The 24,146-nt window shown below is 42.9% G+C and carries 22 protein-coding genes; 3 read left to right on the plus strand and 19 right to left on the minus strand.

Features of this window, described 5'->3' with window-relative positions; all coding sequences use genetic code 11:
* Positions 1–40 precede the first annotated feature (40 nt).
* The 3 genes from I6E84_RS07355 to I6E84_RS07365 all read right to left on the minus strand — a co-directional run bounded on the left by I6E84_RS07355 (position 41) and on the right by I6E84_RS07365 (position 4,099).
* A complete protein-coding gene (locus tag I6E84_RS07355; protein ID WP_413786944.1) occupies positions 41–1,489 on the minus strand; it encodes a DUF3482 domain-containing protein in 1,449 nt (482 codons plus the stop codon).
* Positions 1,490–1,667: 178 nt separating this feature from the next.
* Positions 1,668–2,645, minus strand: coding sequence for a sterol desaturase family protein (locus I6E84_RS07360; protein WP_197217186.1), 978 nt, complete (start codon positions 2,643–2,645; stop codon positions 1,668–1,670).
* A gap of 62 nt (positions 2,646–2,707) precedes the next feature.
* Entirely contained in the window at positions 2,708–4,099 is a 1,392-nt protein-coding gene (locus I6E84_RS07365) for a DUF2868 domain-containing protein (protein WP_197217188.1), read from the minus strand.
* Positions 4,100–4,384: 285 nt separating this feature from the next.
* Between I6E84_RS07365 and I6E84_RS07370 the strand changes: the two genes are divergently transcribed.
* Positions 4,385–5,131 (plus strand): SDR family oxidoreductase, encoded by a 747-nt coding sequence (locus I6E84_RS07370; RefSeq protein WP_197217190.1) that lies wholly within the window; start codon positions 4,385–4,387, stop codon positions 5,129–5,131.
* A gap of 78 nt (positions 5,132–5,209) precedes the next feature.
* On the opposite strand, the gene I6E84_RS07375 is transcribed toward I6E84_RS07370, so the two are convergent.
* The 4 genes from I6E84_RS07375 to I6E84_RS07390 form a co-directional block, all read right to left on the minus strand.
* The gene (locus tag I6E84_RS07375; protein ID WP_197217192.1) at positions 5,210–5,836 is read right to left on the minus strand and encodes a GNAT family N-acetyltransferase; all 627 of its coding nucleotides are present in this window, start codon (positions 5,834–5,836) and stop codon (positions 5,210–5,212) included.
* A 115-nt stretch (positions 5,837–5,951) separates the two neighbouring features.
* Positions 5,952–7,805, minus strand: a complete 1,854-nt coding sequence (locus I6E84_RS07380; RefSeq protein ID WP_227681340.1) for an ABC transporter ATP-binding protein — start codon at positions 7,803–7,805, stop codon at positions 5,952–5,954.
* A 67-nt stretch (positions 7,806–7,872) separates the two neighbouring features.
* Complete coding sequence (gene prpF / locus I6E84_RS07385; protein WP_197217195.1) at positions 7,873–9,114, minus strand: 2-methylaconitate cis-trans isomerase PrpF; 1,242 nt, start codon at positions 9,112–9,114, stop codon at positions 7,873–7,875.
* 58 nt (positions 9,115–9,172) lie between these two features.
* The gene (locus I6E84_RS07390) at positions 9,173–9,856 is read right to left on the minus strand and encodes a hypothetical protein (RefSeq protein WP_197217196.1); all 684 of its coding nucleotides are present in this window, start codon (positions 9,854–9,856) and stop codon (positions 9,173–9,175) included.
* 195 nt (positions 9,857–10,051) lie between these two features.
* Between I6E84_RS07390 and I6E84_RS07395 the strand changes: the two genes are divergently transcribed.
* A complete protein-coding gene (locus tag I6E84_RS07395) occupies positions 10,052–10,219 on the plus strand; it encodes a hypothetical protein (protein WP_197217339.1) in 168 nt (55 codons plus the stop codon).
* A gap of 11 nt (positions 10,220–10,230) precedes the next feature.
* On the opposite strand, the gene I6E84_RS07400 is transcribed toward I6E84_RS07395, so the two are convergent.
* From I6E84_RS07400 to I6E84_RS07440, 9 genes are all read right to left on the minus strand, one after another.
* Positions 10,231–10,491: a Txe/YoeB family addiction module toxin gene (locus tag I6E84_RS07400; protein WP_037025847.1), complete on the minus strand. Its 261-nt coding sequence runs from the start codon at positions 10,489–10,491 to the stop codon at positions 10,231–10,233.
* A 35-nt stretch (positions 10,492–10,526) separates the two neighbouring features.
* Complete coding sequence (locus I6E84_RS07405; protein WP_197217198.1) at positions 10,527–10,823, minus strand: type II toxin-antitoxin system Phd/YefM family antitoxin; 297 nt, start codon at positions 10,821–10,823, stop codon at positions 10,527–10,529.
* A 259-nt stretch (positions 10,824–11,082) separates the two neighbouring features.
* Positions 11,083–13,716, minus strand: a complete 2,634-nt coding sequence (gene acnD, locus I6E84_RS07410; RefSeq protein WP_197217331.1) for a Fe/S-dependent 2-methylisocitrate dehydratase AcnD — start codon at positions 13,714–13,716, stop codon at positions 11,083–11,085.
* A gap of 105 nt (positions 13,717–13,821) precedes the next feature.
* Positions 13,822–14,292 carry a SecDF P1 head subdomain-containing protein gene (locus I6E84_RS07415; RefSeq protein ID WP_197217199.1) on the minus strand — a complete coding sequence of 157 codons (471 nt, stop codon included), beginning with the start codon at positions 14,290–14,292 and terminating at the stop codon, positions 13,822–13,824.
* Positions 14,293–14,377: 85 nt separating this feature from the next.
* Positions 14,378–15,505: a 2-methylcitrate synthase gene (gene prpC, locus I6E84_RS07420; protein ID WP_197217200.1), complete on the minus strand. Its 1,128-nt coding sequence runs from the start codon at positions 15,503–15,505 to the stop codon at positions 14,378–14,380.
* A gap of 97 nt (positions 15,506–15,602) precedes the next feature.
* Positions 15,603–16,256 carry a DUF2059 domain-containing protein gene (locus tag I6E84_RS07425; protein ID WP_197217201.1) on the minus strand — a complete coding sequence of 218 codons (654 nt, stop codon included), beginning with the start codon at positions 16,254–16,256 and terminating at the stop codon, positions 15,603–15,605.
* A gap of 130 nt (positions 16,257–16,386) precedes the next feature.
* Positions 16,387–17,280, minus strand: coding sequence for a methylisocitrate lyase (gene prpB, locus I6E84_RS07430; RefSeq protein WP_197217202.1), 894 nt, complete (start codon positions 17,278–17,280; stop codon positions 16,387–16,389).
* A 352-nt stretch (positions 17,281–17,632) separates the two neighbouring features.
* Positions 17,633–18,907 (minus strand): NRAMP family divalent metal transporter, encoded by a 1,275-nt coding sequence (locus I6E84_RS07435; RefSeq protein ID WP_110923426.1) that lies wholly within the window; start codon positions 18,905–18,907, stop codon positions 17,633–17,635.
* Between the two features lie 225 nt (positions 18,908–19,132).
* Entirely contained in the window at positions 19,133–20,146 is a 1,014-nt protein-coding gene (locus I6E84_RS07440; protein ID WP_110923427.1) for a LysR family transcriptional regulator, read from the minus strand.
* A gap of 230 nt (positions 20,147–20,376) precedes the next feature.
* On the opposite strand from I6E84_RS07440, the gene I6E84_RS07445 reads away from it, so the two are divergent.
* Positions 20,377–21,267: a hypothetical protein gene (locus I6E84_RS07445; RefSeq protein WP_197217203.1), complete on the plus strand. Its 891-nt coding sequence runs from the start codon at positions 20,377–20,379 to the stop codon at positions 21,265–21,267.
* Between the two features lie 102 nt (positions 21,268–21,369).
* Here I6E84_RS07445 and I6E84_RS07450 read toward each other — a convergent pair whose 3' ends face one another.
* The 3 genes from I6E84_RS07450 to I6E84_RS07460 form a co-directional block, all read right to left on the minus strand.
* On the minus strand, positions 21,370–22,068 hold the full coding sequence (locus I6E84_RS07450; protein ID WP_197217204.1) for a VIT family protein: 699 nt from the start codon (positions 22,066–22,068) through the stop codon (positions 21,370–21,372).
* A gap of 195 nt (positions 22,069–22,263) precedes the next feature.
* Positions 22,264–23,439 (minus strand): class C beta-lactamase, encoded by a 1,176-nt coding sequence (ampC, locus tag I6E84_RS07455; protein WP_197217205.1) that lies wholly within the window; start codon positions 23,437–23,439, stop codon positions 22,264–22,266.
* Between the two features lie 42 nt (positions 23,440–23,481).
* On the minus strand, positions 23,482–24,144 hold the full coding sequence (locus tag I6E84_RS07460; RefSeq protein ID WP_197217206.1) for a DUF4377 domain-containing protein: 663 nt from the start codon (positions 24,142–24,144) through the stop codon (positions 23,482–23,484).
* Between the last annotated feature and the right edge of the window lie 2 nt (positions 24,145–24,146).

A 24,146-nucleotide genomic window follows, 5' to 3' on the forward strand; every position in this document is an offset into this window, starting at 1 on the left:
GTTACTTTATTTTCTATGTTTTTAATTATGATCAGTTTGGCTAGTCGTGATTATACGACTGCAATTGAGCTGAAAGCGACCACGCCATATCTGCCCGTAACAACTGAGCTTGTTCAGACTTACCGCTACTAAGTGATGACCATTGCGGCTTGCCACGTGCTTTTTTTAACTCACTTGGTAATTTGTGCGTTGGCCATGGCGTCACTAAGTTGTCGTCTTCATTTTGTTCTGATTCAATGTTATTTTTTTCGCCTTTATATATCAGCTGGGTCGCATCTGTGGCAGCATGTCCACGATGACGTAGTGCCGTGAGTAAATCTATCGAGCGAGTGGCTAATAGTGTCAACGTAGCAGGATCAATGTATAAGCGTTTTACCCCAGTAATCCTATCAGCAATACTACTAGTATTAGACAATAACCCTCCTGCAATACCACCAATCGCTGCACCTAAACCCAATGTGGTGCCTAGTGCTGCTGCATCAACACCTAAGCCTAATAGTGCACCAGCTGCTGCTCCAGAAGTCGTGCGTATGCCGTAGCTCTTCAACAGCTCAGGGTCAAATGGATCTTGCTGATATGCCTGTAGTTCAAGTGGTGTGGCAGCAACTGCATTGTCATAAAACTTATATAAATTAAGCAAATTATGCTGCATAGCACGCTCGCTTTGGCGAACAGCTTCCTGCATTTGTGCCAACACTGGCATAGGATCGTCGCTGTCATTAATCTCACGTACGAAAGCGGCGACATTGATTAGAAAGTCAGCAATGATAATATTTGCTTCATCACTCAATTGTGCCCAATTTTCCGTTCGACGCTGCATCAGCTGCTCAAGCATCTCAGAGTGGGTAAGCATGGTGGCAAGATTTTGCCATAAGTGCATTTCATCTTCGAACTCAAAAGCAACCGAATCAAAGCGCGTGGATATATGCAAGTTTCGTCTTGCCAGCATCGTCTGCCATTCATCAATATTGGCATCTTGACTGTCCGTGAAATTAAAGACAGGCATCACAGGAATAGCGGCCCAAGACAAAATAGCCAGCTCATCTTTATACTTACCTAACACTGGCTCACGCGCATCAACGACGTAGATGGCCATATCGCTTGCCAGCAGTTGCCGAATCACTTTGGCTTCTTGGCTATAGTCATAGTTGTTTGAATGGTCTACACCTTGAGCAATATCCGACGCCAAAAACTGCTGTAAGCGCTCAATACCATCACGCCGACTGGCTGTATTATCTTCTAACCAATCCATCAATCCTGAGGCATCTTCTAGACCAGGGGTGTCATATAGTGCCACTAAGACTTCGCCAGTCTGGCTATCTGTCAGTTGCGCCTGCTCGACATGCCGTGTGGTGGCAGCCTCGTTTTTGACCTCACCAAAATAAACGTCACGTAACAAGGTACGCAAAATAGAGGTTTTACCCGTGTTGGTATGACCGACGACCGCCAATTTGAGCGGTTCACCACTGGCGATGGTTTTCTTTGTCATTCTTGGTTCTGGTGTTGATGGCTCAGTTAATAAAGGTTGAGTGTCTTGGTTTGGGGAATCAAGAGTTTCTTCATAAGCCTTGTCCGCAAAGAGACCAACTGGTTTGTCACTGTTTTTATTATTCTCATGATTGTTATTCATAATAGAATCTTATATTAATGAGGAATATTCAAAAGCGTTATGCTGCACTGGGTGGTCTGAACAATACTTTTAACTTCTGCTTAAAACCTTTGGCACGAAAGACACGCTGCCACATACGATAAAACACACCAAAGATTAAGCCAATAATATTATCGTGACTGGTTTCACCAACTGCGCCATATTGTACGGGGTTATTGATGGTATCTTCTTCTACATAAGTGCCAAACCAGCGATCAAAGATAATAAGCACGCCGCCATAGTTTTGGTCAATGTATTCGTCGTTGGTACCATGATGGGCACGGTGATTGGATGGAGTGTCAAAAACATACTCAATCCATTTGGGAAACTTGCCAACGGTTTCGGTATGGATAAAGAACTGGTAAATAAGATCAAGCGCGTAAAAGAAAAACACCCATACTGGATGCACACCAAGTAGCATCAACGGCACAAAGAACAACCACCAACCTGTGACTGAATACAGTAAGCTTTGGCGCATGGCAGTGGATAGGTTCATCTTATCATCAGAATGATGCAATACATGAGCAGACCAAAACCAATTCATCCGGTGCGAGGCACGATGGAACCAATAATAGCTAAACTCAACCGCGATAAATATAGGAATAGCCGTCAGCCACGTGACATCGATGGTAAATAGTCGATATTGATATAGCCACAAACAGATAGGTATGACGATAAGGGCTTGTACCACTAGCTCGAAACTCAAATAAGAGCCACCCAAGCTAAAGTTGGTCATCGCACGTCTCCAACTGAAGCTCTGACCATTACCACGCTTAGATTGATAGAACCATTCTGCTAGAAATAATAAGAAAAATGGCCCACCTGCCAGCGGTAATAGCCACTCTTGCCAGTGCGCAGGCAAAATATTTGTTAGTATTGGGTGCCATGACTCAGGAGAAATGGTCAAAATGGTTTGATTTAATGCCTCTTTATAACCATCCAATACCTGACCATATTGACCTAGCGTCATCAGGTCGTTATCTTCTGCTGCTGCCATACTGGACTCCTTTCCATTATGAATCATACTTATCATACCAGCGAGCTTTGAAATACTTTTCTCTAAACCTCATCATCCACCAAACCGATTTTTCGAGCAGAAAGCGCTGTCTGCCACTGCTGATAGCGAACGTTTTGGTTTTCCACTTGTTGTGGCTTTGAAACATGTAAGTCTGAAACATCGGCAGTCGAGATATTAGTGTCGCTAAGCAGTTTTACAATCAGCCCTTCTTTTGCATGACTGGCAATCTGATCAAGCTTACGCAATGTGCCACGGTCAGGCAGCGCTTTATTATGAATACCAAGTAAAACTTGTACAGGATGACTGTCTAAATACGTCTTTAACCGTGCCATATCGTCACGATCATCTAATATGCCAAAATTTTCCACATCGCCTGCAAGTATGTTATCAAGACCTGATTGCCACCAGTTATTTTGCTCGGTTGGATATTCAAGTAGCGCAACCAGCTTCTTGCCAGCACTCACGGTTGCTTTTAGCGCGACAGGGGCAGGTGCTTCATTAAAATCATCGGCGTCCACCACATGACGTTGCCAAAAATTCAAAATCTTTTGATAGTAAGGCAGTTTGATATCCAAACGCATTTTTTTACGACGAAACATCAAGGCACAAAATGCCCAAGCAAAGGCTCGCGGTACGATACCGTACATCAGCAAGCTACCAACCAATAACCCCGCCCATTGCCTTGCAACAGATAGCGGCATGGCATCTGTCACCAATCTGCTCTGTGCGATAGCGGTACTGTCCGGCACCCCGAATCCCACCATATTAGGTAGCCAGCCCAATACCTGAGTCAAAGTAATAAGCGCTTGATCAGAGAGTAAGGTCGACTCCCAACTAAAACTGTACTGGCGCACAATCAACAAAAATACAATCGCCAATAGCATCCCCGTCAATGTCGCGAGCCACAATTGATGACTAAACCGACCGAGATACCAGCGCATACCGCTATGCTGTAATTGACGTTCGTACAAGTTGACTGCTGCCTTGGTCACATCATCCTTACCACGTATTAGGTAGCTGGGACTGACAAAACTGGCGAACCAATTGGACGATTGCTTGCCTTGATTAACCAAGGTCATGGCGAGCCAGCCCAACAGCATAATGGTATGAAACCCTAATAAACAAACCAACACGTAAAAGAAGTTAACCACATTGGCCTGTAATAGCGTAAACAGCCCCAAAAATCCTGAGATGCACCACACCACGCTCATCACGACCATGATGCCTTTGATACGGCCGTCAATTTTACCCAAAACTTGTGCCAACGCACCGTTACTATCGATACGTGAGGCTCGGCGATGCAGCTTTTGGATGGGTTTACCATCTTCGCCTTGCAGTTTTTCTGTGATGAGTAGCGGGTCAGTGGCAAACACATGCTGCTGTGTCTCAAGCGTGCGTACCAACTCAGTCAATTGGTCTTGGGGTGATAGCATAATGCGATAACATCCGTATAAAAGCGTTGATTTAGAATGGTCATAATTGATTATTGTAGCGTATATATAATAACGATAGCCTCTATATCAACGATTTTATTTTTAGAAAAATTGAATCCATAAAGGTCTTATAGTTGGCGGGCTTCATTCGTAAACACCCATCCTTTAAACATTTCCATCATGGTAAAGACCATAAAAGTACGCCAAAATGAACCATGTATACGACAACAAGAACGATAAAGTTTATAAAAGCTCAGTCAAAAATAATCCAAAAAAGGAATCGTCATGAATAATAAAACCTATCTAATCATCGGTGGTACAGGTGGCATTGGTAAAGCCATGATAGAGCAGCTGACCGCCAGTACAATACAGGACGCGCTTGTCTTTGCTACTCACCATAAGAATATACCTGATTTTGAAGCACCCAACTTACATTGGATATCGATGGATGTCTGCGATGAGAGCAGTATCGAGCAAGCGGCTGACATCATTAAGCAGCAGACCACTCATATCGATTGGGTCATTAACTGTGCGGGATTATTGCATACTGACACGCAGCAACCGGAGAAAGCCCTACGTCAGATGGAGACTGAGTTTTTCTTACAGAATATGCAAGTGAATGCTTTAGCTAGCTTGCTGATTGCCAAGCACTTCAAACCGCTACTGGCAAAAGCCACACGTAGCAATGAAACGCCCGCCATTTTTGCGACGATATCAGCGCGAGTGGGTAGTATCAGTGACAATCAATTGGGTGGTTGGTATAGCTATCGTATGAGTAAAGCGGCACTCAATATGGGGATGAAAAACCTGAGTATCGAGTGGGGAAGGTCGCTCAAGGATGTGTGCGTGGTGGTCATGCAGCCAGGTACAGTCAACACGCAACTATCAGCCCCTTTTCAAAGTAATGTGGCTGACGGACATTTATTCTCGCCAGCCTATAGTGCAGAGTGCTTGTTAGAAGTGCTGAGTAATATGAACGCCACTCAATCAGGTAGCTTTGTAGATTGGGCAGGAGAGTCTATACCTTGGTAGTGATAAAGATAATCTCACAATATTGATGCTCTATGTATTAAGAGTTGAGAGTTAAGAGTTAAGAGCATCAATATTGATTTAGGTCATCAAATACAACAAGCCTAAAACAAACAAAGCCGCCATAATCAACAGTAAAAAGCTTAGTACTTTACTCGTCGTAGAGGACGCACCTGTACGTTCCTTTTTTACTTTAACTTTTTTGACAACGTGCAGAACCATTTTTACATGTTCAATATTGTCTTCGAGATAATGCTCACCCTCTGGTACAAACCCTAGAGATTCGTAGAAGCTAATCAAGTAAGCTTGTGCAGAGATGATAATAGGGCGCTTTTTACCGTATTTTTTACGGCAATGCGCAATGGCATGATTCATCATATCTCGTGCTAAACCGTCCCCTCGATGCGCGGCTAACACCAGCACCCTGCCAATAGAGGACATAGAGGTATCACTTACTTTGGTCGTCGCATCAGATGATGATAAGTTAGACCGTAACTTATTAAACTCAGGCGGGATAATGCGACAATAGGCCACCAATGCCTCGTTCTGATGCGCAATCAAATGCAAACAATCAAAATCCAGCTCATCCATATCTTGATAAGCACAGTTTTGTTCGACCACAAACACTTGTGAGCGGGCTTTTAAAATATGATACAGATCAACAGAGGTTAACTCATCGAACGTTTTAATAGAAAAGGTACAGGTCATAATTAAGCAGCTTTTAACGAATTGATTATTGAGGTTAAGTACAATATTAATGGTTAAACATTGGAACGTTTCAAGTAATGCGCATTATAACGATTTAAGTACGTATTAACCATTCCTAACCATTTAGGGTTTGACTGATTTTGTCCAAGTTTAAGCTGTCTGACATCGCACTAAAGATTTCAAAATACTTGCCGCCTTTATCATACAGCGCTTCATGCGTGCCCGTTTCTACCACTTGACCGTTTTCTATCACGACTAAGTCATCGGCATCGATGATTTGCGCGATATTGTGCGAGACCATAATCACAGTTCGGTCTTTTTTGATCAGATCTAAGCTCTTTTTGACTTGTTGACTGGCTATCGCATCTAGGCTAGCGGTAGGTTCATCCAAAAATACGATGGGCGGATCTTTTAAAAACATACGTGCCAGTGCAATACGCTGCTGTTGACCACCGGACAGCGATTTTGCCGTGCTCTCATAGCCTTTGGCCAAAGCGACAATTTGATCATGTATAGAGGCTTTTTTTGCCGCAATCACGATGTCTTCTTCACTAGCATTCATATTGCCATAGCGAATATTTTCGCTAATAGTGCCAGAAAAAATATGATTGCTTTGTAGCACCAAACCAATGTTTTGGCGTAGCTCATGAGTGTTACACTCTGCCAAATCATGTCCATCCAAATAGATTTTGCCAGCGTCCGGCTCATAAAACTTCACTAGCAGGCTGATAATGGTACTTTTGCCAGCGCCAGAGAGGCCGACCAAAGCCGTAATACGATTGGGCCTTATGGTAAAGCTCACATCTTTTAAAGCCTGCGTGCCATTGGGATAAGTGAAATCAACGTTTTTGAGTTCAATATGACCTTTTAAATCAGTGCTATTGATACCATCGATATTTTCGACTTGCTCATCGTCTTCTAGTATGTCGAAGAACCCTTCGGCATAGGTCAGTGCATTATTAATCTGATCATAGATACGGTGCAGCTGACGGATAGGGGCGGCGACATTCTGAAACAGCATGACATGAAACAAAATCATACCGATGGTCATCTCGCCTTTTAAGACAAAATAGGAGGTCAGTAGAATAATCACCACCACACCGATCTGCTCAATGAAAGTCTTTATCGCGTCATAAATGAAACCAATACTACGGATACGCAGTTGGTTGTCAGTCATGTCTTTTTGAATGGTGAAATGTTTGTCAGCCTCAATCGACTCACGGACAAAGGACTTGACCACACTGATAGAGTTAATCAGTGAGATAACGAGACCGCTTTTGGCCTCTCTGAAGTCTCGCATCTGTCGACGAAAGCCACGCAAACGTTGTGCTTGCTTTTGACTGATAAAAAAGTAAATCGGTATGATAATCAGACCGACCAGACCAATCCAAAAGTTGGTCGAAAACATAATAATAAGCGATACGGCAGCACTGGCAAACAGCGGTAACATATCGATAAAAAAGTTCTGTACCAAGCTTGTGAGACTATTCACACCATAGTCAATACGGGTTTGCAATTTACCACTATCGTTTTCGCTACTGGTATAAAACGCCATGCGATAGGTAAGGATGCGCTCGATGATGCGCTGAGACAAATCACGTGATAGATTGATACGAATCTTTTCGCCAAAAAATCGCTGTCCAAACGATATAAATATTGAGAGTATCTCTTTGGTTAAGAGCACTGCACTAATAATGCCAAGCATGCGCAGGCCTGCTTCCCAAGGCTCGGTAAGCGTTGCGATTTCAGTCAATGTATCGACAGCATAACGCAGTACAAAGGCATTGACTTGCGCGGTGAACGAGCCGAGTACCGTCAACACCAACGTTAGTATAATTAATGCTTTGTAAGGCGCTGCAAATATAGCAAGCTTTTTGAGAATATCCCACAACAACGCTCGCCGCTCAGTTTTCTTGAGCGGCGGCTGGTTGTTTAATGGGGTTTTGCTAAGTTTAGGAGTGGTCGACATTTTATTAGGTTAAAGTAAACGGTCTTAAAAAGCTATGGTGAATAACAACTATGCAGATAGCAGATGCTTAAAAAGCATCTGCTGGTACAAAGACTCCACCAACCATAATACGACGTGCTGAGCGACTCATTGATACTTTTTTTGCTTGCCAGCGACCGTCGACTTGTTCTGTTTTCCCACCGACTAGCAACGTACCTGATGGGTGACCAAAACGCACTTCATTAAACTTCTGACCACCTGCTGCTTCGTTAACCAGTGTGCCTTGTGTGGTTGCGGCTGCTGCAATGGCGACGGCTGCTGTCCCCATCATGGCATGATGCAATTGCCCCATACTCATGGCGCGTACGACCAAATCAATCTCGGCCGCATCGACCGACTTACCACTAGAGGCCGTATAGCTCTGTGCTGCACCCACCCAAGCGATTTTAGGAATATGCTGGCTGGTCTGCGCCTCGCTCACGTCTTTAAACAATCCCATCGCCACACCGCCTTTGGCGCGAATCATCTCAAGTTTGGCAAGTGTCTCGCTGTCGCTATTAACGTCACCTTGTAATTCAGTGCCATTAAAGCCTAAGTCTTCTGCCTTTATAAAAATAGTCGGAATACCAGCGCTGATAAAAGTGGCTTTGACGCTGTCGGTAGTTAAGCCACAACCAGATACATCGAAGTCATCGACCAAGTTACCAGTAGGGAACATATCGCTGGTGGCATCCACAGGGTCGATAAATTCAATTTTGACTTCAGCAGCAGGGAAAGTTACGCCGTCTAATTCAAAGTCGCCCGTCTCTTGAACTTGTACTTTGTTTTGCGTATCCAAATAAACAGGTACATGCGCAATGATGGTTTTTCCGATATTCTCTTGCCAGATACGCACTTCACAAATACCGCTATCTGCATTGTCATTGATGCTGTTATTGATCTTGTCAGCGTCAACCAGCTCCATATTAATGGCACAGGCACCAACCGCTGCGGTTAAATTACCACAGTTTCCTGCCCAATCAATCATAGGTTTGGCGATATTAACTTGTCCGAACAGATAATTCACATCATGGCTAGCATCATCTGCTGGAGATAAAATAACCGTTTTTGAGGTACTAGAGCTACCATTGCCTAAGCCATCGATTTGCTTACCATAAGGGTCTGGGCTACCAATCACACGTAGCAAAAACTTATCACGTGACTCGCCAGCGACTTGGCAGCGTTCGGGTAAATCAGAGAGTTTAAAGAATGTTCCCTTCGAGGTGCCGCCGCGCATATAGGTGGCAGGGATTGATAGTTGGGGGGCGAATGTATTTTTATTATTTGACACTTTAAAGTCCTTCTAAATATTTTGTAATGGAAATATTGATTTTAAATAAGGTCTTCGCTCACAAATCGTATTTATCGAACGACGATATAACTAAAGTAGGTTTATAGTCAGCGAATGAACTGGATTCTTGAATCCTTAATTTACTAATAGATTTAACAATATCTGGAGAAATACTTTCGGTGTACAGCGTTACAGACAAAATATCATACCAGTTTGCAGTTTCAGCATCTGTGTAGAATAAAGACCTGTTTTTCATATTAAGTCCTATGCTTGTTTGGTTCATAGCATTTTGGGTTTCGATACGAATATTTTGATCCTTAATGGCTTCAAACAATTTTAACCATTCATCTTCTAGCTTAGGGAACGTTGCTAACTTGGCTAGTTCTTTCAAAACAAATCTAGCATCTTTTTTTAACTGAGCAGTTTGTACGTTTTTCATCCAACCCTGAGAGCTAAAATATTCTAGAGTGCTTAAATCAATGGTTTCAGGCATTGTTTGTATAATTCGACATGCATTCGCAAGTTGATGATAATAAAAGAGCCATTGATAATGAGAAGAAATATGGTCTAAATTCAAATAACGGACACCGTCATATTTGAAAACATCAACTATTAAGCTCCGATATAAAAGATCAGCAATAGTTTTTGATTCCCAAGCACTGAAAGTAAGAAAATTGCAGTTGTTTGCAGCTATTCTTAATATGAGCGATAAGTTTCCTTCATTGACATAGTCACTTGACACAGTAATAAGCCTTTTTATTCATTAAACTATATAAATATACGCTAGTAATATCTAGTAGATTTTTTTAGCTAATTCAATATTTCATAAAGCTAAGTTGAAGCATAAGTTCACACTAATTGATTTAATCACTATTGAACTTGTCAATTATTTATTAGCGATAGAAAATGCTATAGTTTGTTTTTATAGAAGAATGTTATGACACTTAAAAGTTTGGATATTATGATTTTAAGTAGTACAGATAAAGCTACTATTGAGCATATTTTAAAAGACAATCCTGACTTGTCTTATGAGTTCGTACGTCAATTATTAATTGCTCAAACAGAGGTTGATGCTGGAAAAGTTAAGCCTTTTAAATTTGGTTGAAATTAATGATCTCAGTAGTGATAACGACAAGAGATAATCGTAAGATAATTATCATCGACGGCATATACCAACCGATTGGCATCATCGATGCGCCTTGACCAAAATCCTGATAGGTTTTCTTTTAGCGGTTCAGGTTTACCAATGCCTTCAAACGGATTACGCTTACATTCGGTGATGAGTTTATTAATACGTTTGAGTGTTTTTTTGTCTTGGGTTTGCCAGTATAGGTAGTCCTTCCACGCGGCATCTGTCCATGCTAGTTGCTCACTCATGATTAGACCTTTTGGATTTATTGAAGTCTTTTAGTTTAAGCATTCTCAATGTCGCTATCCGTAAGCTCATTATCTTCTGCTGTGTCAATTAGTTCACGCTTAACCGTTTTTCCAGCTTTATACTGGGCAATAGAGTCCGCTAAGTGCGCCGCATTGGCAGGAGATTTTAATAGATAGACGGTTTCCATCAGGCTATTGTAATAGTCTAGTGACATAACGACCGCATCATCAGCGTCACGGCGGGTTACGATAGTGGCGTTGGCATCATCGTTTACCGTATCTAGAACGGACTTTAGGTGCTTTCTGGCTTCTGAAAAACTAACGACTCTCATGGCTTACTCCTCTCACGACATACTTCATAACTTGTACAATATATCGTACATATTACGCTATTGGTGAAGCAAACTCAACATTTAGCTATTTTTCAACATTAAGATATAAGTAAGAAAGCTCAGTGTGTAGCGTGCAAACCATTTTTTGAACTAAGGCTTTAACATTAGCAAATAAAAGCCGATGTCATATAAACAGGTTATACAACATCGGCGACTTTTATACTTTGCTACTTATCACACTAAAAACTACAGGATAGCCTTAGACAATATCGAGCGTACCTTCGATAAACTCTTTAGCAAAGCGTTGTAGCATACCGCCAGCGTTGTACATTTTTACTTCGTCAGCAGTATCTAAACGGCAGATAATTGGCGTCTCAGTGGTACTACCATCAGCACGATGGATTACCAACGTCATTAACCCGCCAGCAGAGACTTCGCCCGTTACATCAAAGGTCTCCGTACCATCGATATTTAATGTATGGCGAGTAGCGCCTTCTTCGAACTGTAATGGTAATGCACCCATACCCACTAAGTTTTGACGATGAATGCGCTCAAAATCTTCGGCAACGACCACTTCTACACCAGCGAGACGAACACCTTTGGCAGCCCAATCGCGGCTTGAGCCTTGACCATAGCCGTCACCTGCGATGATGATGAGCGGCTGCTCACGGTTCATGTAGGTCTCAATCGCTTCCCACATACGCATGACTTGACCTTCTGGCTCAACACGCGCCAGTGAGCCTTGGATAACCTCACCATCTTCATCACGCACCATTTCATTCAATAGCTTAGGGTTGGCAAAGGTAGCACGTTGTGCGGTTAAATGGTCACCGCGATGGGTGGCGTATGAGTTGTAATCCTCGGCAGGCAAGCCCATGGTATCTAAATATTCACCAGCAGCTGATGCACCCAAAATTGCATTCGACGGTGACATATGGTCGGTTGTGATGTTATCACCCAACACTGCCAACGGACGCAAACCTGTTAGCGTATTCTTTTTCGCCATTTTTCCTTCCCAGTATGGTGGGCGGCGAATATAGGTCGTCATTTCACGCCAGTCATACAGTGGACTTAACGCTTTTCCTGTGTCTTTTTTGGCTTCATCAAACATAGGGATATAAACAGCATTGAATTGCTCAGGCTTAACTGCTTTGGCTACAATAGCGTCAACCTCATCATCATCAAACCAAATGTCTTTTAGATAGACATCATTGCCGTTCTGATCTTTACCCAATGAGTCTTTTTCGATATCAAAGCGAATGTTACCAGCGATGGCGTAAGCGATAACCAGTGGCGGCGATGCCAAGAATGCTTGCTTGGCATATGGATGGATACGACCATCAAAATTACGGTTACCAGATAGCACTGCCGTGGTAAATAAGTCGTTATCGATGATTTCTTTTTCGATATCAGGGTCCAGTGCGCCACTCATACCATTACAAGTCGTACAAGCAAAGCCAACCACATCAAAGCCGATCTCTTGTAGCTCCGGCATCAGGCCTGCTTCTTCTAGGTACATTTTGACCGTTTTTGAGCCGGGTGCTAATGATGATTTTACCCAAGGTTTTCGTAACAAGCCTTTGGCATTAGCGTTACGGGCGACGAGGCCTGCTGCTACCATGTTGCGTGGGTTTGAGGTATTGGTACAACTGGTAATTGCGGCGATAATAACCGCGCCATCTGGCATCATGCCATCTTTTGGTTCAGGTAATTTATCACCTTCACCGTGAGCGATACCTTTGGCAACCAAATCAGTGGTCGATACACGCGCATGCGGACGCGAAGGGCCTGCCATATTACGTACGACTGCTGATAGATCAAACTCAAGCACGCGTGCGTATTCGGCTTTTTCCATGCCGTCAGCCCATAGGCCCGTTTGCTTGGCATACTGTTCGACCAATTTGATCTGAGCCTCAGAACGACCGGTTAGGCGTAGATAGTCGATGGTTTGCTCATCGATATAGAACATCGCTGCGGTGGCACCATATTCTGGTGTCATGTTGGAGATAGACGCACGGTCGCCCACGGTTAATTGGCGTGCACCGTCACCGAAGAATTCAATATAAGTAGATACCACACCGGCATCACGCAAAAACTCAGTCATCGCGAGTACCAAATCCGTACCCGTAATGCCTTTTTGCAGTTTGCCCGTTAATTTGACACCTACATAATCTGGTAGGCGCATATATGATGGGTTGCCCAGCATGACGCTTTCAGCTTCCAATCCGCCTACGCCGATGGAGATAACCCCCAAGGCATCAACCATTGGGGTGTGGCTATCCGTACCAACCAAGGTATCGGCAAAAGCGACTTCTTCACCCGCTTTGTTTTTTACCACTTGTACGACAGGTGACATTTTCTCTAGGTTAATCTGATGCATGATGCCATTGCCCGGTGGCACGACATTCACATTGTCAAAGGCGTACTGACACCAGTTGATAAAGTGAAAACGGTCATCATTACGGCGCTCTTCAATGGCACGGTTTTTCTCAAATGCATCTACTTCAAAGCCTGCATGCTCAACAGCCAATGAATGGTCAACGATGAGCTGAGTCGGTACGATTGGGTTTACTTTAGAGGGGTCACCGCCTTGTTCCGCGATGGCATCACGTAGGCCAGCCAAATCCACAAACGCAGTCTGACCCAAGATGTCATGACATACCACGCGGGCAGGGTACCAAGGAAAATCGAGGTCTTGTTTGCCTTCGATATGCTGCTTTAGGGCATTGGTTAACTCTTCTGGTGGGCAACGACGTACTAGGTTCTCACACAATACTTTTGAGCAGAATGATAGCTTGTCATACGCGCCAGCTTCGATGTTTTCGACAGCCTCACGGGTATCAAAGTAATACAAATCAGTATCGGGCAGTGGCTTTTTAAAGGGTTCATTCATTGGTTGTACTAGTGCATTGTCCATAAGTCACCTTTGGCTGTTGGCTGGTTGGAATATTAGAGCAAGTTTTCCATTAATTTAGTAATACGGTCTTAAAAATCTTTATTATTTTATATTGCACTTAATGTTCGAATATATTTGCTTGGCTTCTTGATTAGAATCAAACCCACCAAGAATAAAACTTTCTCCTATAGCGGCTTGGATCTGACTAACGTTTACTATCCTATTATCTACAATTAAGGCCATATATTCAGAAATATGGTGCTGTGCTATTCCACTCAGCTTTATGCCCGTTTCAAAATCAATAGTGAAATAAATACTTAGTTGGTTACCTTCATCAGGGTATAACTCAACTCTTTCGATATCATCAAATTTAACTAATGGGTCACCCACAATAACGGCTGTATCCTCATTTGGCTCATGTATGGTTGAGTCTATAAGATAAAGACCATTATTCGTTGTTTCATCAAACTGACTAACATTTATGCAATCAGTGCTATCTTGTAGGTTTTTAGTGCTAGTGCATGCTGTTAAAGACAACAAACAGGCTATAGTTAATGATATTGTTGTTTTCATAAGCTGAAATTCACGAGATATAATATGATCTCACCTCAATTCGTTTTCAGTTTCGACGAATTGAAGTGAGTGTGAAGTAATAATCTTAACGCGCGCTCATCTCTGGTACTGGACGTAACTCTTCACCCGTATATTCTGCACTTGGGCGAATGATACGGTTATTGGCTCGTTGCTCAAATACATGAGATGCCCAGCCTGTTAAGCGAGAGCAAACAAAGATTGGTGTGAACAGTTTGGTAGGGATGCCCATGAAGTGATAGGCCGATGCATGGAAGAAATCAGCATTACAGAACAGTTTTTTCTCGCGCCACATGACTTCTTCACAGCGTACTGATACAGGGTATAGCACTTCGTCACCGACATCCGCGGCTAGTTTTTCAGCCCAACCTTTAATCACAACATTACGTGGATCTGACTCGCTATAGATCGCATGACCAAATCCCATGATCTTGTCTTTGCGTGCCAGCATGGCCATCATCTCTGTCTCAGCTTCATCGGCTGAACCAAAGCCTTCAATCATATCCATCGCTGCCTCATTAGCACCGCCATGCAAGTGACCACGTAATGAGCCAATCGCGCCTGTGATACAAGAATGAATGTCAGATAAAGTAGAAGCACAAACGCGAGCGGTAAAGGTTGAAGCGTTGAACTCATGCTCTGCGTACAAGATAAGAGACACGTTCATAACTTTTGTATGTAGCTCGTTTGGTTTCTCACCTTTTAGCAGATGCAAAAAGTGGCCGCCGATGGTTTCATCATCCGTTTCGGTTTCGATACGCACATTGTCGTGCGTAAAGCGATACCAGTAGTTGATAATCGATGGGAAAACAGCAAGCATGCGATCGGTTTGATCGTTTTCTTCTGCAAAGTCCATTTCTGTCTCAAGGTTGCCAAGCATAGAGCAACCAGTACGCAATACATCCATTGGATGTGCAGTCGCTGGGATACGCTCCAATACGTCTTTTAGTGCTTGTGGCAGACCACGTAAGCCTTTTAGTTTGGTTTGATAAGCATCAAGCTCACTTTGGTTTGGCAAGTTGCCATAAAGTAGCAAGTAGGCCACTTCTTCAAAGATGCATTTGTCTGCCAGTTCTGACACGTCGTAACCGCGATACGTCAGACCTGAGCCTGATTTTCCAACGGTAGATAGAGCTGTTTTACCAGCGACTTGACCACGTAGACCTGCGCCTGAAAGTTCTTTCTGTGCTGCCATGATTAAATTCCTTTTGTGGGTAGCTTTTTTGGGTGAAAAACGGTATTTATGATAATGAATTTATTGGTTAATAACTGACTATAGCGCCAGTTGAGCGTTACGCAGGCTGTTCAGGCTGTGGGCCGCCTAAGTCGACATTGCAACGCTTAAATTCGGCTTCGATAGGCACGTTTAGCACTTCCATTGCGCTGCCTTCGCCTTCTGCATTATTAATCTTCATATACTTAACGCCAAGCGGTGACTCCATAAACGTTTGAATTTCCGTCATCTCTTCTGGAGTAGGTTCAGCCATTGGCGTTGCGATTTCTTCGCCATTCATGACGAGCAATTGCTCATTGCCAAAAGCAATCAACTTTTTCCCTACCTCTGACGTATAAAAGTCATCCAGCTCTTGCAGCTCTGCATCGGTAAACTGATTCTTATAGAAGCTGTCGACCTCTGCTTTACCTAAGTCTTCATCGCGCGACTCAAAGCAGCTTACTTGCTCTGCGCTGAGTGTACCGCTATTGATAATCGGTGCAAATAATAGCTTGTTGACAGTGTCTAGCGTAATTGTCGTCATTACTAAATCATTTTGGGTTTCGGGTGCAGCAGATTTATCTGTGGCAACAACTTCAGCAGTACTTGCATCACTGGTTGTGTCGTCAGCGGTTTCTGGCGTTTTATCACAGCCCGTCGTAAGCAACAACGCGGCGAGCGTGCAGCTAAAAATTGAAGATTTAACGATAGAACTAGGGGTAAAAAATGACATAAATAACCTAAAGGTAAATGAAGATGAGTTTCGTAAAGATAACAGCAATAGCAATGTGTCTTTTTGGCATTGCTAGGTGCTAATTAAGATCACTAATTAAACTAACTAGCAACTAGCTGCCAATCATTGATTATTTATTATCAGCGAATAGCTTGTCTAGCGTTTGCTCAAATTCATGATAATTCAAGAAATCATACAATTCCATACGAGTCTGCATAGTATCGACAACTTTGTCTTGCGTACCGTCGTTTAGTAAATGCTGATAGACATTCAATGCCGCTTTGTTCATCGCACGGAATGCTGATAGCGGATACAGCACCATATCGACTCCAACGCCATGTAGCTGACCAGTAGTATATAAATCAGTCTGACCAAACTCAGTCATATTTGCTAGCACAGGAATGTCTAGTACATCGGTAAACTTACGATACATCTCGATATCGGTTAACGCTTCTGCAAAAATCATATCTGCGCCAGCCTCTTGAAACGCGACAGCACGTTCAACAGCGGCATCTAGACCTTCTACAGACAAGGCATCTGTACGCGCCATCACTACAAAGTCAGGATCAGTTTTGGCATCTAGTGCCGCTTTAAGGCGGTCGACCATTTCTGAGATACTAACGATTTCTTTGTTAGGGCGATGACCACAGCGCTTTTGTGCCACTTGGTCTTCGATATGTACCGCTGCCACGCCGGCCTTTTCCATTTTTCTAATGGTTTGGGCAATGTTAAAGGCGCCACCAAAGCCCGTATCGATATCAACTAGTAGCGGTGTGTCAACGGCATCGGTAATGCGGCGGGCATCTTCTAGGACGTTATCAAGACTGGTCATACCCAGATCAGGCAAGCCAAATGACGCATTGGCCACGCCAGCACCAGAGAGATACAGCGCTTGATGACCAACTTGGGTCGCCATCATCGCAGTATAAGCATTAATAGCACCAGCAATTTGTAGTGGTTGGTTATTATCGTTTTTTTGTTTTAAGGCACTACGGAAGCGCGCGCCAGCAGATGATAAAGTCATGTTGTAATCCTTACTTGGAGGGATGATATTCTCTTTATTGTTATCGATTATACCCAATTATCAGTCACTGGGAAGGGGGTTTTTACTGTTATTAATTACATAATATAAATTATATATTAAACAAAATTAATAATATTCGTATTTAAAATAATAGTATCCATAAATCAATGGTTCATATGCATTACTATTCATTTTAGTAAAACGACTTCATTGATTAACCTTTAGTATTTACATTTACTTACAAAGATAGGCTAAGTACTTATCACGCTTTATAAATATTACGCAAGAAAAAAGCCCTAATAGCAAGGCTAGCAGGGCTTTATAAGTGATTAGACGTACTCTAGATAGGCATCTAACCAAAGAGGCCGGCAAGATTGGCTAAGAATAACAAGGCAACGCCACCTAGGAACAGTAAGCTTATAATTGAATAAACATTCATACCTGCTGATAGTTTTTTATGTTTTTTGACCAATGAATAATTTAACCAACCAAAGATAGGCGCAGACACAAACGCTGATATCATGGCGAACTTCAGCATGGCACCCAATTGTCCAGTGAAGAAAGTGATAATCACTAGACCACCACCGATGGCATAAGTCGTCCAAAAGGCGACTTGTTTTTTATTAATTTCGCTTTCACCTTTCAGTAGACGCCAGCACTCAGCATTGGCACGGCCATAGCCGTCAGCACAGGTAATCGTCGTGCCGAACATACACATAAAGGCGATAAAAGCGACCAGAAGCCTTGACCATTCACCGATGGTAGCCGTATACATATTGATGAGCTGATCAATATAAGCGACGCCTGCGGTTTGAATTTCTTGACCAGAACCATACTGAACGAATACACCTAATGATAAAAAGAACAACGCTAAAATAGCAGAAACCAAAAATCCCACATTAAAATCAAGCAAACCTTGCTTGAGAGTGGTGTTGTCAGCTTTTCGCTTCGCAGATGTCCACATTGAGGTAATGGCAGCAAACTCAAGCGGCGCTGGCATCCAACCCATGAGCGCCACGATAAAGCCTAACGTTGCTAAATTCCAAGGAGAGGTAGGAATAAAATCAGGCGTCATCACCGTCGGCTTGCCAGCAGCAATCAGTACCGCCAATACTGTGGCGGAGACCAAAGCAATCATAATCCACTTAGTCACACCATCCAGTAGTTTATAATGTCCAGCAAGTAGAAAGAACCAAGACACTCCCACTATGATCAATGACAGCACCATCGTTGATAGACCAAGAGACGCGGGTAGCATAAAGCCTAGTATCACCGCAGCAAGCAGAGTCACCGCTCCTGTACTAATCACCGCAGATAGGATAGACAAGATAAAGTAAATCCACAAATATGCTTTTGAGCGTTTGGCATAACCTGCGATCAAGCTTTCGCCCGTATCGTAGACATAATCAGTGCCGAAACGAAAGAAAGGATACTTAAACACATTAGCTAAGATAATCATGATAGCCAACTGCCAGCCATAGATAGCACCAGCCTGCGTAGAGGAGATAAGATGCGAGCCACCAATAGCAGCAGTCGCCATTAAAATACCAGGACCAAAAATGCGCCAGCTAAAGCCTTCTTGGGCAGTGCTGGCCATGTCGGAATTGTTGAGTTGTTGTGTGGTCATGAGTCCCTCGAAATAGTTAAATAGCTAGCCATCACGTCCTGTGATGTACTGCCAGCAACCATTACAGCAATGTGTACAAAAAAATAAGCGGTGACTGTATCACACCTTGTACTGCTCGTAATAATGATTATTTTTACGGTCAATACCAATAGATAGTTAACGATTGACCGTTTTTTACTGGGCGTGATAGCGAGATTAGCACTTAACAGTCAAGGTTGACAATACTCACATAAATTTCTGCTGACGATAAGTAATACCGCGCTGCTCATAAACGTGATAAATCGCACTGAGTAAGTCAGGAATACTAGGGTGAACGAAGTCTTTGAGCGTATGTAGATAGATAGGGGAGGTAACATTCTCATGCACCAAGCTTTGATAACTAATTTGCTCGGTGCGCACCGTTTTTAGGCTGGCAGGTACGAGGGTAATACCTTCACCAGCAGCCACCAAACCCAGCGCTACCTGTAAGTCACTTACTGTTGTGGTCATAAATGGTGAAATACCGTATTGTGCAAACAAATGTAGTAATGGCTCGGTAATAGGTGTATTAAGTGTGGACTGCTTGTTGGTTGTACGGTTGTTTTTTGTATGAGCGGTCAACTTTACGCTCTGTGCGTTTGATGTCGATACGGTTGTAGCTATTGGTAAATGCGTTTGATGGTATAGGATCAAGCGGTTGTTTGCCAAGTCTATCAAGCGCTGTTCACGGATATGCGCTAAGGCGTGTGCTTTTGGTAGCGCGACGACGTAACGCTCATGCCGTAGTAATATCTGTTGAATCCAAGGGTCTTTGTGAGCAAAGCGACCAAAGCCGATATCGATTTCACCAGATTTGAGTGCCTCTATCTGCTGATATGAACTGATGTCTTTTAGATTGACTTCGATGTCGGGGCTGGATTGCTTGAGCATCGCGATTATTTCAGGGAGCAAGCCATAAAGCACAGAGGGCACAAAGCCAATGTTTAAAATACTACTTGGTGCAGACAGTCGTTGAGTCATACTGGTAACGGTATCAATCTCAGTCAGTATGGTACTGATTTTATCGTAAAAAAACGCGCCTGCTTCAGTCAAATCTAGCGGCCGATGATAGCGATCGATCAACTCTACGCCCATATCTGTTTCGAGCTGTTTAAGTAGACGACTCAGGCTTGGTTGTGACAATCCTGTTTTGGTTGCGGCTGCACTAAAGCTGCGCAAATCTGCGATAGCGATAAATGCATTAAGCTGTTTTAAGTCCATACCCTTAAACCTATTTTTATATATTGTCTTTATATTCATTGGCATATTGACGATATTATGCTGGATATATTTTACAAATATTATTAATATCAAATAAATTGTGCTTGAAGATAATATGGTGAGCAACTATATTGTTTGCTTACGCTATAGTTACAATTTGGTGATAAATATCACAACTCATTCTAGCAGTCATTTAATACCAGTAGAATAAACTGGTTTGGTATTATTCTATGAGCGACAAAAAAACGGATATCGAGACAGATTTTGAAGAGAGGTTGGCGAAAATTGCCAACAAAAAATCGCGTACCCGTACCAACAACGATATCTATGATCGCTTCATCAGTCGTGTTCAAAGCACTGAAGATGACAGCCGTGCTACTAGCAATATAAAGACACGAGAGAAAGCATTAGATATAACCGCGACCGACACAGATACTGTTTTTGATTTCTCAAATTCAAACTCACTTGTAGAAGAAGAAACGTTCAATATCGATGAATCATTAAAGATAGAATCTGATGATACTCATACTCAATTGAATAGTGACTATAACAAAGTCATGGATTCAGAAGCTGAGATGCAATCTGAAGCCAAAGCGACTACCTATAATGATGACTGGGCCACTCAAGAGGCGCAGATACAGGAAGTCGTTAATGAGCCAGCAGCAACAGCACAGAACAAGCTGGCAAGTAGCAAAAAACCGCTTATTATTGGTATCGTTTTTGGCTCATTATTAATTGCTGTTATCGTCGCAGTGCTCATTTTCACTGGTGTTCTATCCACTTCAACAAATACCACTATGCCTGATAGTGCAAGCTCAACTCCCAATAACACTGAGACAATTGAGACCGAAGTAACGACAAACAGTATACCTGCTGAAGATATTGAATCGGAAATAAGCGTAGATGAGACAGAGCCAAGTACTGCAGATACGCCAGTAGCAGCTACAAAACAAGGTGAGGCTACTAGCGAGAATCAAGGCAGTACACCTAATAGAGCAAAGGCAACTGAGGCACCATTATCAGAAGCTGCCTCTAATGATTCGCAAGCTGATACTGCTATCAGTTATGAGGTGTTTAGGCAAGAATCACAAAACACAGTGTATCGTGAGACCAACGACTAGGCTTCAAGTACTATATATATGCTTTGTATTATTGGCCAGATACTCCTTGCTCTATCTAATGAACTTACCATTAAGATGGTACTGTTTTCAATGAAATCCCCTCTACACTGCCACACCGAATAAACGTCCAATCATCGATGTGGCTAGCATTGCAATCGCTCCCCACGAAACGATCCGAACGATAGCAGGTATGATGGGCGCGCCGCCTAAACGGGCAGATATTACACCCAACAGAATGAGACCAAGTAAGGTAATGGATGCCAGTGACCAGACCAATGTCTGCGCTGGTAATACCATGACACCAATCACAGGCAATATCGCCCCAGCAATGAACGATAATCCCGAAGCAACGGATGCATGAATTGGCTTTGCTTGGCTAAGATCGGTCAAACCAATCTCGTCACGAGCATGGGCTTCAAGGGCATCATGTTCCGTTAAAGCCACCGCGACTTGATGAGCCAACGTGTGATCAAGTCCGCGCGTCTCATAAATTTTCGTTAATTCAAAAAGCTCGCGATCAGCATTATGTGTCAGCTCATATTGCTCTTTGGTTAAATCAGCCTTTTCGGTATCTGCTTGCGAAGATACCGAAATATACTCGCCAGCCGCCATTGATAATGCACCTGCTGTCAATGCTGCCAGTCCGGTCAGTAGCATTGTCTGACTACTAGGATTTGCCGATGCCACGCCAACCAGTAAACTGGCAGTTGAAATTAACCCATCATTCGCACCTAACACGGCTGCTCTTAACCAATGGTTGCGGTTGCTAAGGTGAGGCTCGTCATGAATGGAGTGATGCATAGATATCCTTAGAGAGTCGTTAAACACTTGAGACTTAATTATCTACTATTACTCAGCTTTTTATACAGTAAGATTTCCTTAGCTTTATGACTAAATATATAAATCTGCTAATTAATGAAACGCTCTAGCTACTCATAACGCGAGCTTTCATCTCATCCGATCATTTTGTGGCTCATATTAAATGAATGAAAAAAATCAGTGAGTCATTGCACTTGCCAAAATCGTATAGGCCGCTTTAACTCTATCCGCATTAGGATAGTTCTTGTTTGCTAAAATGACGATGCCTGATTTTTTGGAAGGGATATAAGCTATATACCCACCAAACCCATTGGTAGCACCTGTCTTATTGACCAATACGTTGTTTAAAACGGATGTAGGGTGCTTGTCTGTGGTAATGGTCTGGGGGTTCAGCACTACCTCCATCGAGTTACCTTCAAGCAAGGTATCCAGTGAAGTAGGAAACGGATACATCTCCCATGCTAATCCTTGTGTAAAGGTGCTCACCTGATAGTAACCCTTTCTATTATTCTCCAATGATTGCTGAATATCTTTATCAAGAGATACTAATCCCATATTCGCAGCCATATATCGAGTCATATCTGCACTGGTTGATTTGATCCCGTAGGCTTCAGCGTCTAACATACCGGGATTGACTCTGATGGCATCGCCAGCAGCATTATAACCAAACGCATAATCAGCTATTCTTTCACTAGGCACATTGACAAAGGTATTCGGCATGTTGAGTGCTGGCAGGATTTCATCTTCCATTAGCTGTGTGTAGTCAGAGCCCATACTTAGGGCAGATATGTAGCCAAATAGCCCGATGCTGGCATTGGAATATAGACGTTTTGAGTTGACAGGGAATACAGGCTGCCAAGACTTATAATAACGGAACAGTGCTGGATTATCAGTGACATCATCAGGTACTTGAAGCGGTAGACCACCTGCCGAATAGGTGGCTAGATTAATCAGTTTGGTATCACCAATAGCGCTGTTTTTTAGATAAGGGATATATTTATCAGCGGTATCTTCTAATGATAGTGTGCCATTAAGTTCAGAATAACTGGCTAGAGTAGCGGCAAATGTCTTACTGATAGAGCCTAATTCAAAAATCGTGTTGTCTGAGACAGGTATGCGGGCTTGTTTGTCCGCTAGGCCATAATTATAGAGATAAGACTCGCCATCGATAATAATGCCAAAGGACATGCCGGGGATATTATGCTCTTCCATCAATAATTTGGCTTGTCTATCAACCTCAATTTTCAAAGTCTCATTATTGCCCGCTGCTTGTGCTGCTCCAGACATTAATGAGGCTGCAACTAAAATGGTAAGTCCGACCCAGTTTGAGATGTTTTGCACTGATTTTTTCATTGTGTGGTTATTTGTCCGCTTTGGTTATTTATGTTTTACCAATTAAGGTTTGGTTCTTTTTTTCTCAAGTACTTGTATTAGAGTGCTTTGAATTGACGATGCATCAGCAGGTGGTCTGTCAATGGCCGTATTCTTGATAAGCAAGGTATATTCATAGTTAGGTTCGTAGTCAAATCCTTCTATGCCGCTATATCTATACTCCCAATCCGCCTGACTATCGGCGGTGATTCCAGCAGGCTTCGTCAACCAGCAAGACTGCGGAGCAACGCCCACACAATCTACTTGATGGTCAGCGATAATGATTTTTCGTAATACGTATGGCATCGCACGTACAGTAAGCTGAAGCTCGTCATCTAATTGTGACTGCTCGCCCATTACCTCTACATAGTCGCCTATGACCAGCTTTTGCATTTGATAGGTATTCTGCTGATCAAAATCAGACTTGCTAATGGATGCTATATAGGACTTACCACCTTGAGCCACTATGGTGACTTTTTGCTGCGTTCGGTCTTGTGAGGTAATGCCAGTCACTTGACCAATTATCGCCTGAGCGCTGCTTGGTTTTATCGTATTCATAAATGAGTTACCGTCTGTGATTTGACTGACACTCGTTTTATTGCTCAAGTCTGTCTGATTATAACTGCTACACGCCGCTAAAGACGAGGCGGTAACTAATGCCAATGTGCATATTTTGATAAACGACATAA

The sequence above is a fragment of the Psychrobacter sp. SCQQ22 genome, assembly GCF_015864605.1.
In the GTDB taxonomy this organism is placed as follows: domain Bacteria; phylum Pseudomonadota; class Gammaproteobacteria; order Pseudomonadales; family Moraxellaceae; genus Psychrobacter; species Psychrobacter fozii.